This is a genomic window from Paenibacillus naphthalenovorans (genome assembly GCF_900099895.1).
Classification (GTDB): Bacteria; Bacillota; Bacilli; order Paenibacillales; family NBRC-103111; genus Paenibacillus_G; species Paenibacillus_G naphthalenovorans.
The window spans coordinates 138,858-158,462 of the sequence record NZ_FNDY01000005.1 but is presented as its reverse complement, the minus strand read 5'-3'; the positions used below and the strand labels follow the sequence as shown (position 1 = coordinate 158,462).

Genomic DNA, 19,605 nt, shown 5'->3' with positions numbered 1-19,605 from the left:
TTAAGGAGTGGAACATGGATTTGGACTGCTTGGAAGGGGGTTACATGCAATGAAAGTATCCCGATATATCGGCAACCCGATCATTGAGCCCAAAGATATTCGTCCATACCTTAAAGATTATGAAGTCATAGGCGTTTTTAATGCCGGTGTCATGCGTTACGGAGATGAGATCCTGCTGCTTCTGCGCGTAGCGGAAAGGCCGGTACACCGCGATCCGAACGTTGGATTGAGTCCGTACTACGACGTCGCCAACGGCAGAATGGGGATCAATCAACTGGAAAAGGGAGTCCCGGGATATGATTTTTCAGATGCTAGGGGCATCGCTACACCGGAAGGCTCATTGCTCACGTCCCTTTCCTATTTGAGAATAGCGAGGAGCAAGGACGGCGTTCATTTTGAGATCGATGACCGTCCCGCTTTATTTCCGGAAAACCAATATGAGATTTACGGAATTGAGGATTGTCGGATCACTCAGATTAACGATACGTATTTTATCAATTATTCGGCCGTGTCCAACCTGGGAATTACAACCTGCCTGGCTTCCACGAAAGATTTTGCATATATTCAACGCGAGGGCGTGATTTTCCAACCGGACAGCAAAAATATCGTCATCTTTCCGCAAAAAATTAACGGCAAATATTATGCCCTTCATCGGCCTTCCAGCTCCAGCTTTGGCAAACCAAGCATGTGGTTGGCGGAATCTCCCGACCTGCTTTGCTGGGGGAATCATCGTTTCTTGATGGGCTGCCGGCCGGGCCTGTGGGATGAAGCACGAATAGGGGGAAGCTGCGTTCCTATTAAACTCGAACAGGGGTGGCTGGAAATTTATCATGGCGCCGATCGCAATAATAGATATTGCCTGGGGGCCGTGCTGCTGGATTCGGAACAGCCCTGGCGCGTCATCGCCCGCAGTACGCAGCCTTTTTTGGAGCCGGAAACGGACTATGAAAAAGAAGGTTTTTTTGGCAATGTCGTTTTCAGCTGCGGGGCGCTTTATGAAGACGGCAAGGTAAAAATTTATTATGGCGCAGCGGATACCTCTATGTGTTATGCTGAGGTAGAAATGAGTGAAATTCTGGAGCAATTGGAACAGGTTTGACCGGCAACCCGGCGATGAAGGAGCGAATGGAGACTGTTTCACAAGAAAGACATCAACTTTTGGGACAGTCTCTTTAGCATCTTTCTAAACGTATTCAGTCCGAACAGGTCACACGTCGTTTGAGGATGACTCTTTTTTCAGCGGGCTGTTACCTTTATGATGATGTGGTTATAATAGTTATATATCTTGAATACGTTTTAAAATGAAGCGGCGGTTTTATAATGGGGAGTGAGTGTTATGAATAAGAAGAATGTGAAATTAAGAGTAGCCTGGATCATCCCCAATATATGCTTATATTTGCTTTGTATTGCGGTCGGCGTCTTTGTGATGGCGAATGCCAGTGGATTAAGTGAGATCGATAGATTAGGTACTTGGGTGGTTTTGTTGCTTGCGCTTTTATCGGTCGCCCTCATTGGCACGCTCAGAATCGTATTTTGGATTAAAAAAGGTAAGATGTGATCCTATGGGAATATTTGTAATATATTAGCATAAATAGTAGTAAAAGCGTTTCTTTGATTGACGAATGTTTAACTATTAGGTATTATTATAGTACGCTTAATTTCCGAGTCATCGGAAAGCGGGGGAACCAATTTTCTGGGGCGAATCATGATGTAGGGAACCATCTTTCCCGAGCCCGGCAGCTAACCTCGTCAGCAGTTAGATGGGTCAAATTCATTTTTTATTCGAATGATGGTTTACATTGACCCGTATTGCGGGTCTTTTTGTTTTGTTAGACCCGCCATATAGCTGCTGATCGTCAAAGGCATCTGCGGTCATGCTGCTTATTGCGGGTTTTTTGATGCGGCGAATTTTAAAGGAGGAGTGGAGCAGGAGAGGACTCTTCTTTAAAAGGAGATGCTGTAAAGCTATGATTATGAAAACAAGAGATGGGAAAGTCGTTGAAATTTTATATAAGGATGAACAGGGATTTTGTTATTGTGATGATGGGATGACCCGGCCTAAAAGCGAATTAACCGTACCTACCAAAGAAGAGGTTTTGGATAAACGTAAAAGCAATAAACTAAAGACAGAGGAAAGGAACATGCCATGATTCAGAGAATTACTGCCGCTCATTTACAGCAGCTATCCAAAGAACAGCAAGAAAAACTGCGCGAACAATGGCATCCGGAAGAAGGGGAATATATCTTTTACAGCGGACAAGAAGAGATGATCTACTACATGGGCGGTTTTCATAAAGAGAAAGCGCTCCCGTTATTGACGATTGGTCAAATGCTGGCGTATTTGCATCAATATGACAGCTATATTCGCATTGATAAGATTTACGAAGAATGGCTGATCAAGACTTCAAGCCTTGAAGTGAAGGGTCGCGAGCTGTGCGATGCGCTGTGGAATGCCATGATATTGATCTTATAATGAACCAAGATCCCCCATTTCCAGGGGGATATTTTTATTAACTCCATTGACACTCTCTATGTCAGCAGGTCATAATCAATTTTGAACCGGTACAAATATGTATTGGATGGATGAAGTGAATACAATAAAGAAAGAGGTGTTTACGATCGAAACAAACCCGCGTGAAATATATGGCAGCCTGGTTTCAACGGGGGAATATGTATGCGTCAGCATTGTCGGCGAACGCATCTTTTCCGTCACGCCCACAGAGAAACAAAAGCGTGCCGATAACGAAAGGGAAGTCTGGATTTGTCCCGGTTTGATCGATCTGCAAATTAACGGTTTTGCTGGCTATGATCTGAATAGGGCTGATGCGGACCTGGAGGAACGTGTGGAAGCGATTCGGCAAATGACACGGGAAGTGCTGCGAACGGGTACGACTTCTTTTTGTCCGACGATTATTACGGCCGGATTCGAACAGATTCATTCCAGTTTAACGGCGATTCGTCTGGCCTGCAGCCGGGATCCGATCGTAGACAGCTGCGTGCTGGGCGTCCATTTGGAAGGACCTTACTTGTCTGATCAGGACGGTCCGCGAGGCGCTCACCCCCGCGAACATATTAAGGATCCCGACTGGGAAGAGTTTACCGCTTGGCAGGAAGCCTCGGGCGGGCGCATCCGTATGGTGACATTGGCGCCGGAACGCACGGGAGCTGTCGAGATGATTCGCAGGCTTGTTCAAGAAGGCATCCTCGTATGCATAGGCCATACGGCCGCGTCTCACGATGAAATTATTGCGGCTGCCGATGCCGGTGCGAGAATGTCCACTCATCTGGGGAACGGAGCGCATGCACAGCTTCCCCGGCATCCGAACTATATTTGGTCACAGCTTTCCGACGACCGTTTGACTCCGGGCATCATTTCCGACGGACATCATCTGCATCCTTCTGTCATGAAGGTGATGGCGCGGGCAAAGAATAATCAAATAGTTCTTGTCAGCGATGCGGTGCATTTGGCCCATATGAAGCCGGGCATTTACAAGACGCACGTTGGCGGGGAAGTGGAGCTGCTTCCTTCCGGGCGGCTGCAGATGGTTGCCGATCCGCTGCTCTTGGCCGGAGCGGCCGTATCCCTTGCAGACTGTGTGCAAACCTATATGCGGCTTACTTCAGCGAGTCTCCATGAAGCCATAAGGTTGGCTACGATCATGCCTGCCCGCTTAATCGGAGAGCCGCTGCTTGGACAGGTGCGGCCGAATGGAATGGCGGATTTGTTGACCTTTACTCTGAATCCAGAGGACGGCAGGATCGATATGCTTGCCGTTACAAAACGTGGACAAACGGTATATTCAGCTGCGCAGGAAAATTTGTGAATAAAGAAATCTACCATTGACGATAAAAAAATGAAAGCGCTATAATTTGATTTGAAACGGTTCAAAAATTTCGTCCCAAAATGGTCGAAAATGATGTTAAATGGTTGCAGTTGCAAGCCATTTAACAAATTTAAATCCATTTGCAAGCGCTTGCATAATTGTAGAAGGTGATTGGTTTTATGGCAATCGTCTAATATCCCACTAGAAACGCAAAGGTCACAACATTAACACGACAAATTATGTTATATATATGTTATTAATTTTATGTTAATCAAATTTATATTGATTAATTCCGTTTTTTGATGTTAATATAAATAACATAAATTGCTTGAGAGCAGCGTATTATTTTTTAGTCCTTATTTGAACCGGTTCAAAAAATGAGCCGAATCAATAGTATTCACTATCAGAAGGGGGAAGTGATCATCCGCTGCACCCACGTCAGGAAGTGTAGGTAGTCGCAAGTTAGAAAGCGTGAGGTAAACTTCTGCTGGTTTTCGGTTTTGGCATGACATGTTCGATGGCGAAACGTAAATAACTTAGGGGAGTGATTGCAAAATGGCATCTAAAAAAGCAGTCTCAAGCGGTCTTGCAGGTGTGTTGGTATTATCGGCAATGTTGTCTGGCTGTTCGGGCGGCGGCGAACCGGCCCCCGCAGGCGGAAATGCACAGGGCGGTGGGGGCCAGCCGGCAGATCAAGCGGTGAGTCTTTCCATCTGGACAGGATGGCCGGAGCTTGATCCGTATTTCAAAAAAATGGCTGAGGAATACAAAAAAACAAAGCCGAACGTATCCATTGAGGTCTCTTCTTTCCCGCTGCGCGATTACGAAAAGAAGGTGGCTGCGGCGCTTCCGTCCAAAAGCGCAGCGGATATCCTCCCCTTAAATCCAAACCTGGCGCTCCGCTACATTGAGGGAGGCTTGATTCAAACCACCCCCGAGGATCTCGTGAAGTACGTGAATTCCGGGATTCACGAGAAGTTGATCGTCGATACGACCAGCGTGAACGGTAAACCATACGGTGTGCCTTCTTTCATGGGGGCCGGAGCGATTTATTACAACAAAGACATGCTGAAGGAGGCCGGGCTGACAGAGCCGCCTAACGTCGATAATCTGCTGGAATATGCCCAAAAACTGGCCAAACGCGATGCTTCCGGCAATCTGGAGCGGGCGGGAATGAGCTTGCGGTTAAGCGGCGGCGGCAGCGGCGTCGGGGAGAAATTCTGGAACCTTCTGGCCCAGCGCGGCGGCAGTATCGTCAAGGAAGTGTCACCGGGAAAATATACGGCGAATTATAACACCGAAGAGGGTTACCAAACGTTGAAGCTGTATGTGGACATGGTGCACAAGTTCAAAACGGACGATCCGAAGCTCAAGCACGACACGGAAGCGTTCCAGACGAACCTGGCTGCATTCTATATTCGTGAATCCAATGTCATTATGGACACGAAGAAAAAAGCTCCCGATCTAAATTATGATGCCGCTCCGCTCAAAGCCAACGTCATCAGTCTGATCAACTATTATGTCTCTAGTACGGATAAAGCGAAAGCCGAGGCGGCATGGGATTTCATCCGTTTCCTGACCAAGCCGGAGAATCACAAGCAAATCATCACGATGAGCGGCTGGCTGCCGGCCCGCAATGATCTGGATCTCAATGACGTGTATAAGGAATATCCGCAGTATAAAGCGTTCTTTGTGAAGCAGGACCTGCAAATGTATCCGCCACTGCCCGAATTCGATGAAATTCTGACGAAATTCGCCGACCGTCTGGCAACCAAAGGGTTTACGGATCCATCCTTTGTTGATAATCCGGATAAAATGAAAGCTTTCCTGAATGATGCGGCAAAGGAAACGAACGATATTTTGAAAAAAGCAGGCCGATTGGCGGAATAAAAGGAAGTTTATGATCGAAATCATTAACAACCTACAATTTTAGCAGTACTAACTAAACCGCAGCCGGGTCCGATGGTCACGGTCGGGCCCGGTTTGCCAGTTGGGGTGGGAGTATGCCGGACAAAATCAGATTCGCTATCGTGGGTGCCGGTGTGATTGCAAAGTATCACGCAGAATCCATCCGTCAGCATCCGGATGCAGAGTTGGCGGCGGTCGCCGACAACAGCACCGAGAAGGCAGGACGGTTGACGGAAGGACTTACGGACGCTCGCTTGTTTAAGGATTATCGGGAAATGCTGAAGATGGAGGACATTGATGTGGTCTGTGTTTGCACGCCGAGCGGTTCTCACAGCGATGTGACGATAGCCGCCGCCCAAGCGGGAAAGCACGTGCTTTGTGAAAAGCCTCTGGATATCAACGGCGACCGGATGACCGCGATGATCGATGCTTGCCGCAAAGCGGGAGTGAAGCTCGGATGCGTATTTCAAAGACGCTTGATGCCGGCCATGCTACATGCCCGTCAGGCGCTGCAGGACGGCAAAATCGGCAGGCCCGTTCTCGGCAATGCTTATCTCAAGTACTACCGCAGTCCGGAGTATTACAAGAGCGGCGGCTGGCGCGGAACCTGGAGGCTCGACGGCGGCGGGGCTCTTATGAATCAGGGGGTTCACGGCGTAGATTTGATTCAGTATATCATGGGTGAGGTCGAGTCGGTATTCGCTTACACGGCCACGCTGGCTAGGGAGATTGAAGTGGAAGATACGGCCGTTGCGGCATTGAAATATAAGAGCGGAGCGTTCGGCATCATTCAGGCCGCGACCTCCGTCTATCCGGGTCAGGAGACCCGGTTTGAGATTCACGGAGATCAAGGGACGATCGAATTCGGTGATGAAGGCATCAAGCAATGGACGTTCATGGGGCATGACGAACCGGCCCCGGTGTTGGAAGATACGCTCGGCCTGGCCTCAAGCAGCAATCCGCAGCAGATTTCCAGTGCCGGTCACTACTTTTACGTGGACGATATGATTCAGGCGATCCGCGGCAATCGTGAGCCTCACGTGAACGGCGAGGAGGCCAGAAAGTCGGTTGATCTGATTCTGGCCATATACGAATCGGCAAGGTCGGGTAAAGAAGTCAAGGTGTAGACGCCAAGGAGGAGACGGATGTGGTAAAATTGGCAATAGATGGGGGAAGTCCGGTGAGAACGAAGCCATTCCCGGAATGGCCGATTTATGACCAGTTGGAAGAAAAGCTGCTGCTTGAGGTTCTGCATTCGGGAAAGTGGGGTGGAGCAACCCGCAGCAAGCTTCCCGAAGCGGAGAGGCTGTTTGCCGAGCTTCATGATGCGAAGTATGCGGTGACGGTCGTGAATGGGACGGTGGCCATCGCTATAGCCCTTCAAGCGGCCGGAGTAAGAGCCGGTGACGAGGTCATTGTACCTCCTTACACGTTCTTTGCTACCGCAGCGGCTCCGCTCCTGTTCGGAGCGATTCCGGTATTCGCCGATGTGGAGGAACAAACGCTTTTGATCGATCCGGATCAAGTGGAGGCGCTGATTACCCCGAGGACAAAGGCGATTGTACCGGTGCATATCGGGGGAGCGCCGGCGAACATGACCAGGCTGAAGGCGATTGCCGAGAAGCACGGCTTGCGCATCATCGAGGACTCGGCGCAAGCGGCAGGGGCCCGCTGGAACGGAACGGGTGTAGGCGCTATCGGCGATTTGGGCACATTCAGCTTCCAGTCGTCCAAAAATATCAATTCCGGCGAAGGCGGCATGATTCTGACCAACAACGAAGCCTTGGCGGATCAAGCCTGGTCGCTGGTCAACGCGGGCCGCATCCGTGACGGTGCTTGGTACCAGCATGAAGTGATCGGTTGGAATTTACGCATGACCGAATTTCAGGCGGCCCTGCTTATCGGTCAGCTCAGCAGACTGGAACAGCAAATGGCCGTCCGTGAGAAGAATGCCCGCCTCCTGAATGAACTGCTTCAAGATGTGGATGGCGTAAGTCCGTTGGCAACGGACCCGCAGGTTACCCGGCACGCTTATCATCTGTATATTTTCAAATTGCATAAGGATCTGGCCGACAAGCTGAATAAAAGCGATGTATGCCGTATGCTGAACGCGGAAGGCATTCCCGTTCATGAAGGCTATGTGGCTTTAAACCAAAACCGCGCGATTTCGGAAGAGATTCGCAAGAGGACAGGGCAAGCCCGCAGGGATTCTTGTCCGGTAGCCGAACGCGCATGTGAAAAAGAAGCCCTGTGGCTTCCGCAAAATGTTTTATTAGGGGACGAACAAGACATGCACGATATTGCTCAAGCCATTCGCAAGGTCGTGCAATCGGTTTAGTTCCTGCAGGAAGGAGAGTACCCTACCCAATGATATGGGATCGTGTGGGCGTGTTAACCGACGAAGTATCCCCGCATGTGGAGGAAGCTCTGGATTGGATTGTGGAGCATCAGCTAAAGCATGTGGAAATTCGCATGGTTAACAGAAGGAATGTCATGAATTTATCCGACGAAGAGTTGGCAAACCTGCGCCGGGAAGTAGAGAAGCGGGGATTGTTTGTCTCCGCCATAGCCTCACCTGTATTTAAATGCGCTTTAGACCCGGCGCGTCCGGTTTCAGCCGGAGACACGTTTGGTCAGCCGGAGGAAGCGGTCGAAGCGCATTACCATAAATTGCACAGGGCAATTCAAATTGCCAAACAACTCGGGACGAGAAGAATCCGCATTTTTTCGTTCTGGCGGGAACAGGATCCGATGAAGTATGAAGCCGACATCGTCGCGCATCTCAAGGCGGCGGCAGCGATCGCGGAGCGGGAGGATGTCACCTTGCTATTGGAAAACGAGCCTTCCTGCAACGGAGGATACGCGGAGGAAGTAGGGCGTTTCGTCCGCGGCGTGGCATCCGAAGCCGTCAAAGTGCTTTGGGATCCTGGGAATGAGGCCTATGGGGGAAAGCCTGCATTCCCTGACGGATATGAACAGATTAGAGATGTGCTGGGTCATGTACACTTGAAAGACGCCCGGGTAGAGCCCGACGGAACGCCGCGCTGCGTGCCGATCGGAGACGGCCGTGTTCCGTTTGCGGCTCACATTTCCGCTTTGGAGAGAGATGGTTACCGGGGGCTGTACACCATTGAGACGCATTACATTCCCGAGGGCGGGACGGCTGCGGAAGGAACCCGGTTGACACTGTCAGGCTTGCGCAGGGCGCTCTCACAAGGGGAGGTGCAGCTATGAACGTGACGATCGCCGATATTGCCAAAGCTACGGGCCTCGCGAAAAGCACGATTTCCGGAGTGTTGAACCAAAAAAGCGGTTTTTCCGAGAAGACCCGCCAGAAGGTGCTGAAGGCAGCGGAACAGCTTGGGTATGTGCCTAACGAAATCGCCAGAGGCTTATCTTCAAGATCGACCGGTTCCATTGGATTGATCATCAAGGATATCACAAACCCTTTTTACAACCACATTACCAAAGGGGTACAGGAAATTGCCGGTGAGCATGGGTACACCGTATTTCTATGCAGCAGCGGCGAGGATCATCAAGCCGAGATTGATCACATTCAGGCCATGGTCCGCAAAAGGGTAGACGGTTTGATCATTGCTCCGCTCCTGGAGGAAGTCACATTCGACCATTTTTTTGAATTGAAAAAAACGAACGTCCCGTTTGTGCTGCTCGGCAAAATTCCCGGCTTGTCCTGCGATACGTATGAATTCGACGATTATGACGGCGGACGCCAAGTGACGGAGCACCTGTTGTCCATGGGGCATACCCGCATTGGTTTTGTACGCGGCCCCAAAACCTCCAAAGCGGCCAAAATGCGCTATGCCGCATTTGTGGATACGATGAAGGGGCAGGGCATTGAGGTGGATGAAAGGTTTGTGTTTCATGATGCGAACGGAATAACGGACGGAATGGACATAGGCCATCGGATCGCCGAAATGACGGATCGGCCTTCCGCGATCATCTGCTTTGATGACGTGATTGCCATCGGTGCCGTTAAAGCGCTGCTGGAGGCCGGACTCCAGGTGCCGGAGGATGTCTCCGTCGTCGGGTTTGACGACATCGAACTGACTACGTTTCCGCTGACAACCGTGTCGATTCCGACTTATGAAGCGGGGAAAGCATTGGCCTGGACGCTGTTCGACCGTATTTTCGGGCGGCGCGTTTCAGGGTTTCAGCATATCATGTTCGAGCAAAAGCTCATCGTTCGATCATCGGTCAGACGGTTACATCATCTTAAAGAAACGGAAGGTTGATCTATGGAGTCCACAACAATTCATCAACTGACAGTATTGCGTCATACGACGCGCGAAGCGATGGGTAAGGCTGTAGCGCTCGATGTTGCGGGCAAAATGAAAGAACTTCTTGGGCAAAAAGAGGTCATTTCCATGGTGTTTGCTTCGGCTCCGTCCCAAAATGAATTTCTTGATGCGCTTCGAGACGAGGAGGGCATCTTCTGGGACCGGGTCATCTGCTTCCATCTGGATGAATACGTCGGGTTACCAGCCGATGCGCCGCAAAGCTTCTCCTTATATCTCAGGGAGAGGCTGTTCAATCATCGCCATCCCAAGCAATTTCATGCCATTAACGGCTTGAACGATCCGCAGGAAGAATGTAAAAGATATTCGGAATTGCTGGCTTCCCATTCCATCGATATTGCCTGCATTGGAATCGGAGAGAATGGCCATATCGCATTCAATGATCCCCATGTAGCGGATTTTCAGGACCCCTTGAAAGTGAAAGCCGTCCAGCTGGATGAATCCAGCAGGCAGCAGCAGGTAAACGATGGATGCTTTGACGCATTGGACCATGTTCCTGTTCAAGCCATTACGTTAACCATTCCGACGATTTTATCGGCGTCCGCTATCTTTTGTACCGTGCCGGGCGACAGGAAGAGCAGGGCCGTGCATGAGACGTTGTATGGTCCAATCGATGTGCAGTGTCCCGCTTCGGTGCTGCGCAGGGCCGAATCCTGCCGCATTTATTTGGACGAAGACAGCGCTTCGTTATTGTAGGCCGAATCGATGGTGAACGGAAAGGGAAGGAGGGGCTAGGGAAATGGAAGCATCTGTGAAAAAAAGGTTTCGGCTGAAGCCGGGTCACTGGTTTTGTATTCTGGCATTGGCGCCGATCATCGCCCTGTATACGTATCTTAGATTCATACCGATCGCCAAAACGATGTACATCAGCTTGTTTGAATGGGACCTGATATCGGTCAAAAAGCCTTTTGTTGGTTTGGAGAACTTTATCACGCTGTTTCAAAGTGAACCTTTTATTATTGCTATCCAAAATACGTCGATCATTGCCTTTGGCATTCTCATCTTTAGCGTGCCTACCGCGCTAATCATCGCCTCTATGCTTCATAAAGGCATCCGCTTTAAAGCATGGTACGAGGCGCTTTATTTTCTGCCTGTCATTACGCCGATGGTACCGGTGGCCGTAACCTGGAAGTGGATCCTTGATTCGCAGCACGGTTTGTTCAACTATTTTTTATCCTTTTTTGGGGTGGCGCCGAAGGCTTGGCTGTTTGACCCGGTACTCGCGATCGTATCGGTGATTATGCTGACCGTATGGAAAACGGTGGGATATAATATGATCATTTTTCTTGTGGGTATGACGGGGATATCGAAGGAATTTTACGAAGCCGCTGCCATTGACGGGGCGACGGGAGCCAAAGCATTCCGGTACATTACTCTTCCGATGCTCAAACCGATCACGGTATTCGTGTCGATCATCACGCTGATTCACGGCTACAATGTGTTCAGCCAAATCTATATTCTGGCTTCCGACATTCAGGGTTCCCCGGGATATGTTGTGCGTGTGCTTGTGTATGACATGATCGAAAACGGATTCCGTTATTACAAGATGGGGTACGCCTCGGCCGAAGCCGTTGTGCTTTTCCTGATCGTGCTTGCGCTGACGATGGTACAGCTTTGGTTGGCTAAGGATAATACCACGTCTGGAAAGGGGTTGAACCGATGAAACGGAGAAATCAGATCATGACGGCCTTGCGGATGCTCCTATTGACTCTGGGAGCGATCCTGATGGTCATCCCTTTCCTGTGGATGGTATCGACGGCGTTTAAAACGCCTCCGGAGCTGAATATCTATCCTCCGTCATTTATTCCGCAGCAGTTTAATTTCGACAACTTTGTTGCGGTGTTTGAAACGGCGCCCTTTCACCTTTACTTTTTTAACAGCCTTAGAATGGCGGTATTCTCGGCGCTTGCCATTGTGTTCACCTCTGTGATTGCCGGGTACATTTTCGCCAAATTCCGGTATTATGGTCTGGCTTTTATTTTTTCATTATTGCTTGCAACAGCGATCGTCCCTTTTGAAATCTACATGATTCCGCTTTACTTGCAGATGCAAAGTCTGGATTTGCTGAATAAATTCAGCGGATTGGTCCTGCCGTATTTGGTCATGAGCTTCGGTATCTTCTTTATGCGTCAGAACGTCATTCAGCAAATTCCGGATGAAATTCTGGAGTCGGCCCGGGTGGACGGAGCGTCGGAGTGGCGCATCTTTTTTCAATTGGTCGTCCCACTGCTGGTGGCGCCGATGAGCGCCTTGGGGATTTTCGCGTTTATCGAGGCGTGGAACGCTTTTGTTTGGCCGCTTCTTGTCATCGGCGACAAGTCTTTGTTTACGATGGAGCTGGGTCTGGCGATGTTCCAGTCGTCCTTCTCGATCGATATGACGGTAATGTCCGCCGGATCGGTGATTTCGGTGATTCCGATATTGATTGTGTTTATCTTCCTCCGTCGTCACATTATTCAAAGCATCAGTATGACAGGCAGCAAGTAAATACTGCAGCATATTCCAGAGTTGATCGGGGTGGGCCATGAATCATTTATTGTCGTTTTACCGGGAGCATGCGGAGAAGGTTCTATTGCCCTTTTGGTTTCGAGCTATCGACCTTGAGCGCGGCGGAATTTACACTTGCTTCAATAATGAAGGTACGGAGCTTGTCAGTACCGACAAGTATACGTGGTCCCAGGGGCGGATGATTTGGATTCTTGCCCATATGGCGTCCATGATCCAAAAAAATCTCCTCTCGGGAGATGCGGACTTTTGCTTGCGGAACGCCCGCAAAACGATGGATTTTCTGCGCGATCATGTATTCCTGGATAATGGGAACTGTGCTTATGTGCTGACGGCAGACGGCGGGAAAAAGGAAGCGATTCCGGGGTTGGGGTACGATATCAGCTTTTATGCGGATTGCTTTGTCGTACTCGGCTTCGCCAAATTTGCCCAAGCGGCCGGAGATTCGGCGGCGCTTCAGGACAGCTTGCGTTTGTACCGGCGGATCATGGAGCGGGTAGCGGGGGGGGATTTGCGAAGCGAGCCGTACCCGGTGCCCGAAGGGTATGAAGCCCATTCCGTTCCGATGATTCTGCTCAATGTCTCCCAGGAGCTTGCCGATGCGCTAGATGCGTTCTCGCATCCGGAGGTACAGGCCGTGCGGAACGAGGCGATTTCCTTCGTGGATACGATCATGGACCGGTTTTATGATCTCGACGGCGGCATCATCCGTGAAATGCTTCCGGCCGATCGGAACGAAGCGGATACGCTGCTCAGCAGGCATGTGACGCCGGGACATTCGCTGGAGTGCATGTGGTTTGTGATGACGGAAGCGGTGAAGGCCGGCAGCAGGCAGCGGGTGGAGCAAGCGGCTGCAGTGGTCGAACGGGCGTTCGATTTGGGCTGGGATCCGCAACACGGAGGACTGTTTCGTTACGTCGACCGCGAGGGAGGGGAGGTACGCGGCCGCAGAAGCGGCGGGCGCTATGAGGCATTGGTAAGCGACACGTGGGACATGAAAATATGGTGGCCCCACTCCGAGGCGCTGTATGCTTTGCTTCTCGGCTATCGACTGACGGGCAGAATCGATCTATATGCGAAGTATGAGCAGATGCACGATTATGTGTTTCGTACGTTCCCCCATCCGGATCAAGCGGTCGGCGAATGGATTCAAATCCGGGATCGGAGCGGTCAGCCGGTACAGAAGACCGTGGCCCTTCCGGTCAAAGATCCCTATCATATTTTGCGAAACGTATTGTTGATCATTGAGCTGCTTGCTTCGGAATAAAGGGTTTGCAGTTGAGGGGGAAGAGACCATGACAAACCATAACGCGGTTTTCTCCGAGAAACCGGACGGGTTGGCGCCATCTTATGATCTTCAGCTTGGCTGCTCCAAGGTCGACATCACCCCGCAAAGCCCGCTGCCGCTTGCGGGCTTTGCGCATAGACAAGGAGATTTTGAACGCGTCGAACGTCCTTTGTATGCAAGAATCTTGTTTTTTCAACAAGGCGGGACTGGAAGCGCGCTGGTGATATCAGCCGATTTGCTGTGGTGGGGGGCGGAACGCGTAGACAGCCTGAGGAACAAGCTGAATGAACGCTTTGGACTGAGTGAAGCGCAGATCGTGCTGCATGCCACGCATAATCATTCAGGTCCGCAAACCAGCGGCTTGTTCACGCCTTCGCTTGGCCGCCCGGACCCAGAATATATCGCTTTTTTGGAAGAACGTATCTTGGACGGCGCAGAACAAGCGGCACGGGCTTTCGAGCCTGTGACGGCGGAGCGGGGAATCGGGAGCTGCCGTCTTGGCATTTACCGCCGGAAAAGGGTAGACGGGAGTATACGGATGGCGCCGAACCCGGAAGGGCCTGCAGATCCTGAAGTAACCGTTATTCGTTATGCGTTATCCAACGGCAAAACCAAGGCCCTTCTGGTTCATTATGCCTGTCATCCTACCACATCGGGTGACAATACGGTATCGTCCGAATTTCCGGGGCTGGCCATGGGGCTGATTGAAGAGCAGCTCGGTTGTGGAGCGGTCTCGGCGTATGTGCAGGGCTGCTGCGCCGACGTTCGGCCGGCCCTTGTACGGGACGGCGAATTTTATCGCGGCGGCGATGAGGATGTGCGCAGCATCGGGCAGGCACTGGCTAGCGAGGTGTTGGCCGTTTTGACAAGGCCGATGAAGCCGCTTGCGCCGCGGATGCTGCATTCACGAACGGTGCGCGTTCAGCTCCCCTTGCAAGAACCACCTTCTCCGGATGAGCTCAGGAAGTGGGCCCGCCTGGAACCGTCACAGAAGGAACTGGAGCTTGGCGGGGGAAAAGCCGGCGAAAAAGCCGGGGACGCGGTTGGAACAGATCGTCCTGATGCCCATGCGAATCCCATCAAGCAGCTCGCGCCGGACGAAGATATTCTGGAGCAGTGGAGCAGACTGCTGCTTTCCAATCATCACTACCGGCAGCGCACCGTCGAGTTAGAGCTTTCGTATCTCGAATTGGCTGAGGGGTTCGCGCTGCTTGCGACCAATGCGGAAATGGCTGGAGACTACGGCCGCTTCGTCAAGATCGGCTTCGGAGGCAGGGTGCTCCCCGTGTGCTACTCCAACGGCATGATCGGGTATATCCCTACAGCCGGCCAGCTGGCCGAGGGGGGGTATGAAGCGGTCGATTATATTTATTATTTTGGCCTGCCCGCTCCGCTTGCTCCGGAAGCGGAGGAAATCATACGCAGCGGAATCCGAACCTTGGTTACCGCTTAGGAGGGCTTTGGACGAGACGCTCACGCTGACCGGGCCCGCATAGCCAGACCCAAACAAGCGCCTTCCGGCATCGTCATGTACGATCGGAAGGCGCTTCGCTTGTCGCGATGCTTATTCAATCCACTGCACAATATCCTCCAGGTTTTGTCTCGTTTTTGGACGATGCGGGTCTTGGGCCCGGTATCCGAATGCTACCATGACCTAAATGTCCAGATTCCCGTTTTCCAACAGTCCCTCCTCGTCAAGAATCTTGTGTACCTCGTCAAAATCGAATCCTTCGATGGGGCAGGAATCAATTCCGATCGGAGCCGCAGCGGTCATCATATTGCCAAGGGCGATATCCGTTTGCTTGCAGGCCCAATCGAACAAGGTACGCTCATTGTCCAGCAAATGTAGATCGGATTCCTGGAATTTTCGATATACGGTAGGGATGCGTTCTTCCGGGGGCATCTGTTTTACATTTTTGTACAGGTTGAGCACATAGTCGGAATCGTATCTTACGTTTCTCCGGGCCAGAATAATCACAAAATGACTGGCTGTCGGAAGCTGTCCTTGTGTTCCCCAGGATACCTTTTTCAGCTTTTCTCTCAATCCATCGTTCTGGACGATCAGGAACTTCCAGGGCTCAAAGCCGACGGAGCTTGGAGACAATCTTCGGGTTTCGAGAATAAACCGTTTCGAGAATAAACCGGAAATCCTCGTCGGAAATTTTTTTCGTCGGGTCGAACTGTTTGGTAGCATGTCTGAAATAGAAGGCGTCCAGTATTTCCTGTTTTTTGATCGCTGTCTGGTTCAAGGGTCATACTCCCTTTCCCGTATTTTTCCATGATCTCTTCATCATACCACATATCACTTATTTTAAGTAATCGCCCGAAGCTGCCGGTGCGGTTTCGAGGGGAGAGCGGCATATTATCCACAATCTTATCCACATCATCAACAATCATTTTGCTTATATGACGCATGTATTCCTGCAGCAGTGTCAACATATCCACAGTTCAAGTTATCCACATATGACGGCGCCGCAAGAACAACCATGTTTATAAAATCCACCGGGGGTTAATTAAAAGGTTGCGGAGGATTCATTTTTTCCAACGGATTTTTTTAGCTGTGAAAAATAGTATTGACAAAAGAAAAATTAACTTGCTAATATGTATTTCAGAAATCATTTTCTGATAGCGGTTACAAAATGACATCTATAATTTATGGCTGAGTATATTTTTTTAACCATTTCAGAAATCGTTTTCTGAAACCGTTTACTGATGATTGTTTCATCAAAATGGGAGGTGCTTGCTTACCAGTTTTGGTTTACAAACGAGGCCTGAAGATTTGAGACTTCAAGTTCAGTCAGAGGAAGCCAATAAGGTTTACAAATACTGAGGGGAGTTAGGAATATGTTAAAAAAATCCAAACCATTCATGATGTGCATGGCTTTGACTGCGGCCGTTTCGCTGCTCGCTGCAGGCTGCTCTTCTTCGTCTTCTTCTTCCAACGGTTCCACCGCGCCTTCGGGAGAGGCCAAGCCGGTAAATTTGCGTCTCGGTCATGTTTTTGCCGCCAACAGCGTCACGGATCAAGCCTCCCAAAAATTTGCCGAATTGGTGGGCCAAAAAACAAACGGCGCCGTGAAAATCAGCATTTTCCCGGCAAGCCAAATCGGGGGGGATGAAGCACTTGGGCAGAATCTGTCCCGTGGTACCCTGGATATGGCCTTTTTGAATCAAGGATCGCTGGCAGGGATGGATCCGCTGCTTGACTTCAGCTACTTGCCTTACATTGCGGAGAACAACGAACAGGCGGATCAGCTCTTCTATGGCAGCGGCATTATCCCGGCGACGATTAAAGAAACGCTGAAAAAACACAATATTCATGCTCTGGGCTTTTACGAGCTGGAGTTTAGAGGATTGACGAACTCGAAGCATACAGTCAAAACACCTGCGGAAATGAAGGGACTTAAGCTGAGAGTTCCGGGTTCCCGCGCGATCAAAGGATTCTTCGAAGCGGTCGAATCCCAAGCCGTATCCATTCCTATGCCGGAGTTGTACACCTCACTGCAGCAAGGCGTTGTTGACGGGCAGGATAACGGCCTAATTATTACGTATGACAATAAGCTTCACGAGACGAACAAATACGTCACCCGTCTGAATCATGTTTATGCGTCCGGTACGATCAGCATCAGCCAAAAAATGTGGGACAGCCTGACACCGGAACAGCAGAAGGCATTTGAAGAAGCCGCTAAGGAAACGCAGCAGTGGCAAATTACGGAGAACCGCAAGCTGATCGATTCCTACGTACAAAAAATGAAGAATGAAAACATCGAGGTCGTCGATTTGTCGCCGGAGGAAATCGCGGCTTTTAAAGAAATCGGCCGTTCCTTATGGGATAAATTTGCCGACGTCTATGGCGCTGATCGGATATCGAAGCTGAGAGAAGAAATTGCAGCATTGAAATAAAACATCCGGGTCAGCGAATCTATGTGCCCGGATGCAGATACATTTTATGATACGGCGGTGGTTAACTGTGTTGGAGCGTATTGAAAATACAATGGCACGGATCGAAAAAGCGGTCGTCATCATTGCCTTTGTCGTCATGCTGATTTCAATCTTTCTGCAGGTATGCTTTCGAGCCTTCGGCTGGCCTTTGTTGGGAACGGTCGACATCGGTTTACTCAGTATTTGTGTATTGACCTTTATCGGATTCGGATTGGCCGTTTATACGAAAGACCATATAACGATCGAAGTGACCGATTTGCTGCGAAGTCCGAGACTACGCAAGGTGATTCATTTTTTATCCGAGATTCTCATGCTGACCTTCAGTGTTGCGCTCATTTCGATTGTGTATCCGTTCTTTACCTATATCGCCGAGTCCGGTGAGAAAACCATCGAGCTGGGGATTCCGATTATGCTGCCGATTGGTGCACTGGTGATCGGTGCAGGCCTTGCCATCTTCCATGGGGTGATCCAATTGCTTTTGATGATCCGTGAGATGCGTCCTACAGCAGAAATGAGGTGACTACTTCATGACCCTGGTTATCGTTAGTGTCTTCATTTTATTGATTCTTGCCGTACCGATCGGTGCAGCCTTTGCATTATCGGCTTTTCTCGGAGCGAAGATGAACGGGCTGCCACTCGATACCTTTGCATCGCTGCCGTACCAGACGATCAACTCCTTTCTTCTTCTGTCCATACCGTTCTTTATCTTGACCGGACAAATCATGAATCAAGGCAAGCTGATCGGCCGGCTGATAGAGATTGCCGAAATGTTCCTGTTCTGGCTGAAGGGCATGCTCGGATATGTGACGATTCTGGCCAGTGCATTTATTGGCGCGATCACGGGTTCTTCGGTAGCTACCGTGGCTGCCATCAGCAGCATCATCGGCAATCGGATGGTCGATAAAGGATACAAACGTGGCTATGTAGCGGCTCTGATGGGATCCTGCGGGCTGCTTGGCGTTTTGATTCCGCCTTCTATTCCTTTGATCGTGTACGGTGCGGCCGTGGGCGCTTCGATTTCCGATTTGTTCCTTGCGACACTGCTTCCGGGCATCCTGATGGTCTTTGCCTTTTCCATCGTGCATTTTCTGCTTCTTAAGAGGGTGCTGAACCATCCGGAAGGGGAGCAGGGGAGCGGAGAAACTCCGGTCTTCAAGCAGAGCAAGAGGATCGCCTTTGTCCTGTCGATTCCCGTACTGCTGATGCCCGTGATCGTGCTCGGCGGAATATACGGAGGGATCTTTACGCCGACAGAAGCGGCTGCGGTGGCTTGTGTGTACGGCCTGGTGTTGGCGCTGGCGGGCAAAACGATGAAAATGCGCGAGCTGTCCGGAGTGTTTTATAAAGCGGCACTGACGTCCATCTCCATCTTATGCATCATTGCCTTTACGTCTGTGTTTAACAATTTCATGATTCTGGAGCAGGTTCCTCAGATGCTTACGGGTGCGATTCAGAACATCACGGACAACAAGATCATGTTTTTGATCATAGTCAATTTGATTTTGTTTTTGGTCGGCATGTTCATGGAAACGAACGCTGCCGTGCTGCTGATGGCCCCGCTTCTTTATCCGGCGGCTATGCAGTTCGGTATGGATCCGATCCACTTCGGTATCATGCTGGTGACCAACATCGAGCTTGGACTGATTACCCCTCCTATGGCGGCTAACTTGTTCGTGGCGGCAAAAACAAACAACAGCTCGCTGGTGGAGATGATGCCTTACGTCGCTTGTTTTTTTGCAGCGGCAGTCATCATCCTCGGGATGATCACCTTTATGCCGGGATTAAGCCTTTGGTTCAAATAACTCATCCAAGACCATCGACA

The 19,605-nt window shown here is 50.5% G+C and carries 18 protein-coding genes, 1 pseudogene and 1 riboswitch; of the genes and pseudogenes, 18 read left to right on the top strand and 1 reads right to left on the bottom strand.

The window, feature by feature from the left end; all coding sequences use genetic code 11:
• Positions 1–49: 49 nt before the first annotated feature.
• The 15 genes from BLT35_RS07360 to BLT35_RS07290 all read left to right on the top strand — a co-directional run bounded on the left by BLT35_RS07360 (position 50) and on the right by BLT35_RS07290 (position 15,294).
• Entirely contained in the window at positions 50–1,099 is a 1,050-nt protein-coding gene (locus BLT35_RS07360; protein WP_062410589.1) for a glycoside hydrolase family 130 protein, read from the top strand.
• 237 nt (positions 1,100–1,336) lie between these two features.
• Positions 1,337–1,558 carry a hypothetical protein gene (locus tag BLT35_RS07355; protein ID WP_062410590.1) on the top strand — a complete coding sequence of 74 codons (222 nt, stop codon included), beginning with the start codon at positions 1,337–1,339 and terminating at the stop codon, positions 1,556–1,558.
• A gap of 83 nt (positions 1,559–1,641) precedes the next feature.
• Positions 1,642–1,770: riboswitch (cyclic di-AMP (ydaO/yuaA leader) on the top strand.
• Positions 1,771–1,967: 197 nt separating this feature from the next.
• Positions 1,968–2,150 carry a hypothetical protein gene (locus BLT35_RS07350; RefSeq protein WP_062410591.1) on the top strand — a complete coding sequence of 61 codons (183 nt, stop codon included), beginning with the start codon at positions 1,968–1,970 and terminating at the stop codon, positions 2,148–2,150.
• The gene (locus BLT35_RS07345) at positions 2,147–2,473 is read left to right on the top strand and encodes a hypothetical protein (RefSeq protein WP_054817310.1); all 327 of its coding nucleotides are present in this window, start codon (positions 2,147–2,149) and stop codon (positions 2,471–2,473) included. Before BLT35_RS07350 ends, BLT35_RS07345 begins: the two co-directional genes overlap by 4 nt.
• Before the next feature lie 106 nt (positions 2,474–2,579).
• A complete protein-coding gene (locus BLT35_RS07340; RefSeq protein WP_217634701.1) occupies positions 2,580–3,824 on the top strand; it encodes an N-acetylglucosamine-6-phosphate deacetylase in 1,245 nt (414 codons plus the stop codon).
• Positions 3,825–4,379: 555 nt separating this feature from the next.
• Positions 4,380–5,714, top strand: a complete 1,335-nt coding sequence (locus BLT35_RS07335; RefSeq protein ID WP_062410592.1) for an extracellular solute-binding protein — start codon at positions 4,380–4,382, stop codon at positions 5,712–5,714.
• Between the two features lie 113 nt (positions 5,715–5,827).
• A complete protein-coding gene (locus BLT35_RS07330) occupies positions 5,828–6,859 on the top strand; it encodes a Gfo/Idh/MocA family protein (protein ID WP_062410593.1) in 1,032 nt (343 codons plus the stop codon).
• Positions 6,860–6,879: 20 nt separating this feature from the next.
• A complete protein-coding gene (locus BLT35_RS07325) occupies positions 6,880–8,070 on the top strand; it encodes a DegT/DnrJ/EryC1/StrS family aminotransferase (protein ID WP_074727410.1) in 1,191 nt (396 codons plus the stop codon).
• Positions 8,071–8,099: 29 nt separating this feature from the next.
• Positions 8,100–8,966 carry a sugar phosphate isomerase/epimerase family protein gene (locus tag BLT35_RS07320; RefSeq protein ID WP_062410595.1) on the top strand — a complete coding sequence of 289 codons (867 nt, stop codon included), beginning with the start codon at positions 8,100–8,102 and terminating at the stop codon, positions 8,964–8,966.
• Positions 8,963–9,985 carry a LacI family DNA-binding transcriptional regulator gene (locus BLT35_RS07315; RefSeq protein ID WP_062410596.1) on the top strand — a complete coding sequence of 341 codons (1,023 nt, stop codon included), beginning with the start codon at positions 8,963–8,965 and terminating at the stop codon, positions 9,983–9,985. Before BLT35_RS07320 ends, BLT35_RS07315 begins: the two co-directional genes overlap by 4 nt.
• 3 nt (positions 9,986–9,988) lie before the next feature.
• On the top strand, positions 9,989–10,744 hold the full coding sequence (locus BLT35_RS07310) for a glucosamine-6-phosphate deaminase (RefSeq protein ID WP_062410597.1): 756 nt from the start codon (positions 9,989–9,991) through the stop codon (positions 10,742–10,744).
• A gap of 43 nt (positions 10,745–10,787) precedes the next feature.
• A complete protein-coding gene (locus BLT35_RS07305) occupies positions 10,788–11,711 on the top strand; it encodes a carbohydrate ABC transporter permease (protein ID WP_062410598.1) in 924 nt (307 codons plus the stop codon).
• Positions 11,708–12,535: a carbohydrate ABC transporter permease gene (locus BLT35_RS07300; RefSeq protein ID WP_074727409.1), complete on the top strand. Its 828-nt coding sequence runs from the start codon at positions 11,708–11,710 to the stop codon at positions 12,533–12,535. Before BLT35_RS07305 ends, BLT35_RS07300 begins: the two co-directional genes overlap by 4 nt.
• A 37-nt stretch (positions 12,536–12,572) precedes the next feature.
• Positions 12,573–13,820, top strand: a complete 1,248-nt coding sequence (locus tag BLT35_RS07295; RefSeq protein WP_074727408.1) for an AGE family epimerase/isomerase — start codon at positions 12,573–12,575, stop codon at positions 13,818–13,820.
• 28 nt (positions 13,821–13,848) lie between these two features.
• Positions 13,849–15,294: a hypothetical protein gene (locus BLT35_RS07290; protein ID WP_062410601.1), complete on the top strand. Its 1,446-nt coding sequence runs from the start codon at positions 13,849–13,851 to the stop codon at positions 15,292–15,294.
• A 111-nt stretch (positions 15,295–15,405) separates the two neighbouring features.
• On the opposite strand, the pseudogene BLT35_RS07285 reads toward BLT35_RS07290, so the two are convergent.
• Positions 15,406–16,090 (bottom strand): annotated as a pseudogene (locus BLT35_RS07285) (NAD(P)H-dependent oxidoreductase).
• Between the two features lie 595 nt (positions 16,091–16,685).
• Between BLT35_RS07285 and BLT35_RS07280 the strand changes: the two are divergent.
• The 3 genes from BLT35_RS07280 to BLT35_RS07270 all read left to right on the top strand — a co-directional run bounded on the left by BLT35_RS07280 (position 16,686) and on the right by BLT35_RS07270 (position 19,585).
• On the top strand, positions 16,686–17,744 hold the full coding sequence (locus tag BLT35_RS07280; protein ID WP_137670745.1) for a TRAP transporter substrate-binding protein: 1,059 nt from the start codon (positions 16,686–16,688) through the stop codon (positions 17,742–17,744).
• Positions 17,745–17,814: 70 nt separating this feature from the next.
• Positions 17,815–18,303, top strand: a complete 489-nt coding sequence (locus BLT35_RS07275) for a TRAP transporter small permease (protein ID WP_160327406.1) — start codon at positions 17,815–17,817, stop codon at positions 18,301–18,303.
• A gap of 7 nt (positions 18,304–18,310) precedes the next feature.
• Positions 18,311–19,585: a TRAP transporter large permease gene (locus BLT35_RS07270; protein WP_083351222.1), complete on the top strand. Its 1,275-nt coding sequence runs from the start codon at positions 18,311–18,313 to the stop codon at positions 19,583–19,585.
• The last annotated feature ends 20 nt before the right edge of the window (positions 19,586–19,605 follow it).

Bases quoted from the DNA above. Each gene is read 5' to 3' on its own strand.
- BLT35_RS07360 (WP_062410589.1), top strand. From the start codon at position 50: ATGAAAGTATCCCGATATATCGGCAACCCGATCATTGAGCCCAAAGAT.
- BLT35_RS07355 (WP_062410590.1), top strand. From the start codon at position 1,337: ATGAATAAGAAGAATGTGAAATTAAGAGTAGCCTGGATCATCCCCAAT.
- BLT35_RS07350 (WP_062410591.1), top strand. From the start codon at position 1,968: ATGATTATGAAAACAAGAGATGGGAAAGTCGTTGAAATTTTATATAAG.
- BLT35_RS07345 (WP_054817310.1), top strand. From the start codon at position 2,147: ATGATTCAGAGAATTACTGCCGCTCATTTACAGCAGCTATCCAAAGAA.
- BLT35_RS07340 (WP_217634701.1), top strand. From the start codon at position 2,580: ATGGATGAAGTGAATACAATAAAGAAAGAGGTGTTTACGATCGAAACA.
- BLT35_RS07335 (WP_062410592.1), top strand. From the start codon at position 4,380: ATGGCATCTAAAAAAGCAGTCTCAAGCGGTCTTGCAGGTGTGTTGGTA.
- BLT35_RS07330 (WP_062410593.1), top strand. From the start codon at position 5,828: ATGCCGGACAAAATCAGATTCGCTATCGTGGGTGCCGGTGTGATTGCA.
- BLT35_RS07320 (WP_062410595.1), top strand. From the start codon at position 8,100: ATGATATGGGATCGTGTGGGCGTGTTAACCGACGAAGTATCCCCGCAT.
- BLT35_RS07315 (WP_062410596.1), top strand. From the start codon at position 8,963: ATGAACGTGACGATCGCCGATATTGCCAAAGCTACGGGCCTCGCGAAA.
- BLT35_RS07310 (WP_062410597.1), top strand. From the start codon at position 9,989: ATGGAGTCCACAACAATTCATCAACTGACAGTATTGCGTCATACGACG.
- BLT35_RS07305 (WP_062410598.1), top strand. From the start codon at position 10,788: ATGGAAGCATCTGTGAAAAAAAGGTTTCGGCTGAAGCCGGGTCACTGG.
- BLT35_RS07300 (WP_074727409.1), top strand. From the start codon at position 11,708: ATGAAACGGAGAAATCAGATCATGACGGCCTTGCGGATGCTCCTATTG.
- BLT35_RS07295 (WP_074727408.1), top strand. From the start codon at position 12,573: ATGAATCATTTATTGTCGTTTTACCGGGAGCATGCGGAGAAGGTTCTA.
- BLT35_RS07290 (WP_062410601.1), top strand. From the start codon at position 13,849: ATGACAAACCATAACGCGGTTTTCTCCGAGAAACCGGACGGGTTGGCG.
- BLT35_RS07280 (WP_137670745.1), top strand. From the start codon at position 16,686: ATGTTAAAAAAATCCAAACCATTCATGATGTGCATGGCTTTGACTGCG.
- BLT35_RS07270 (WP_083351222.1), top strand. From the start codon at position 18,311: ATGACCCTGGTTATCGTTAGTGTCTTCATTTTATTGATTCTTGCCGTA.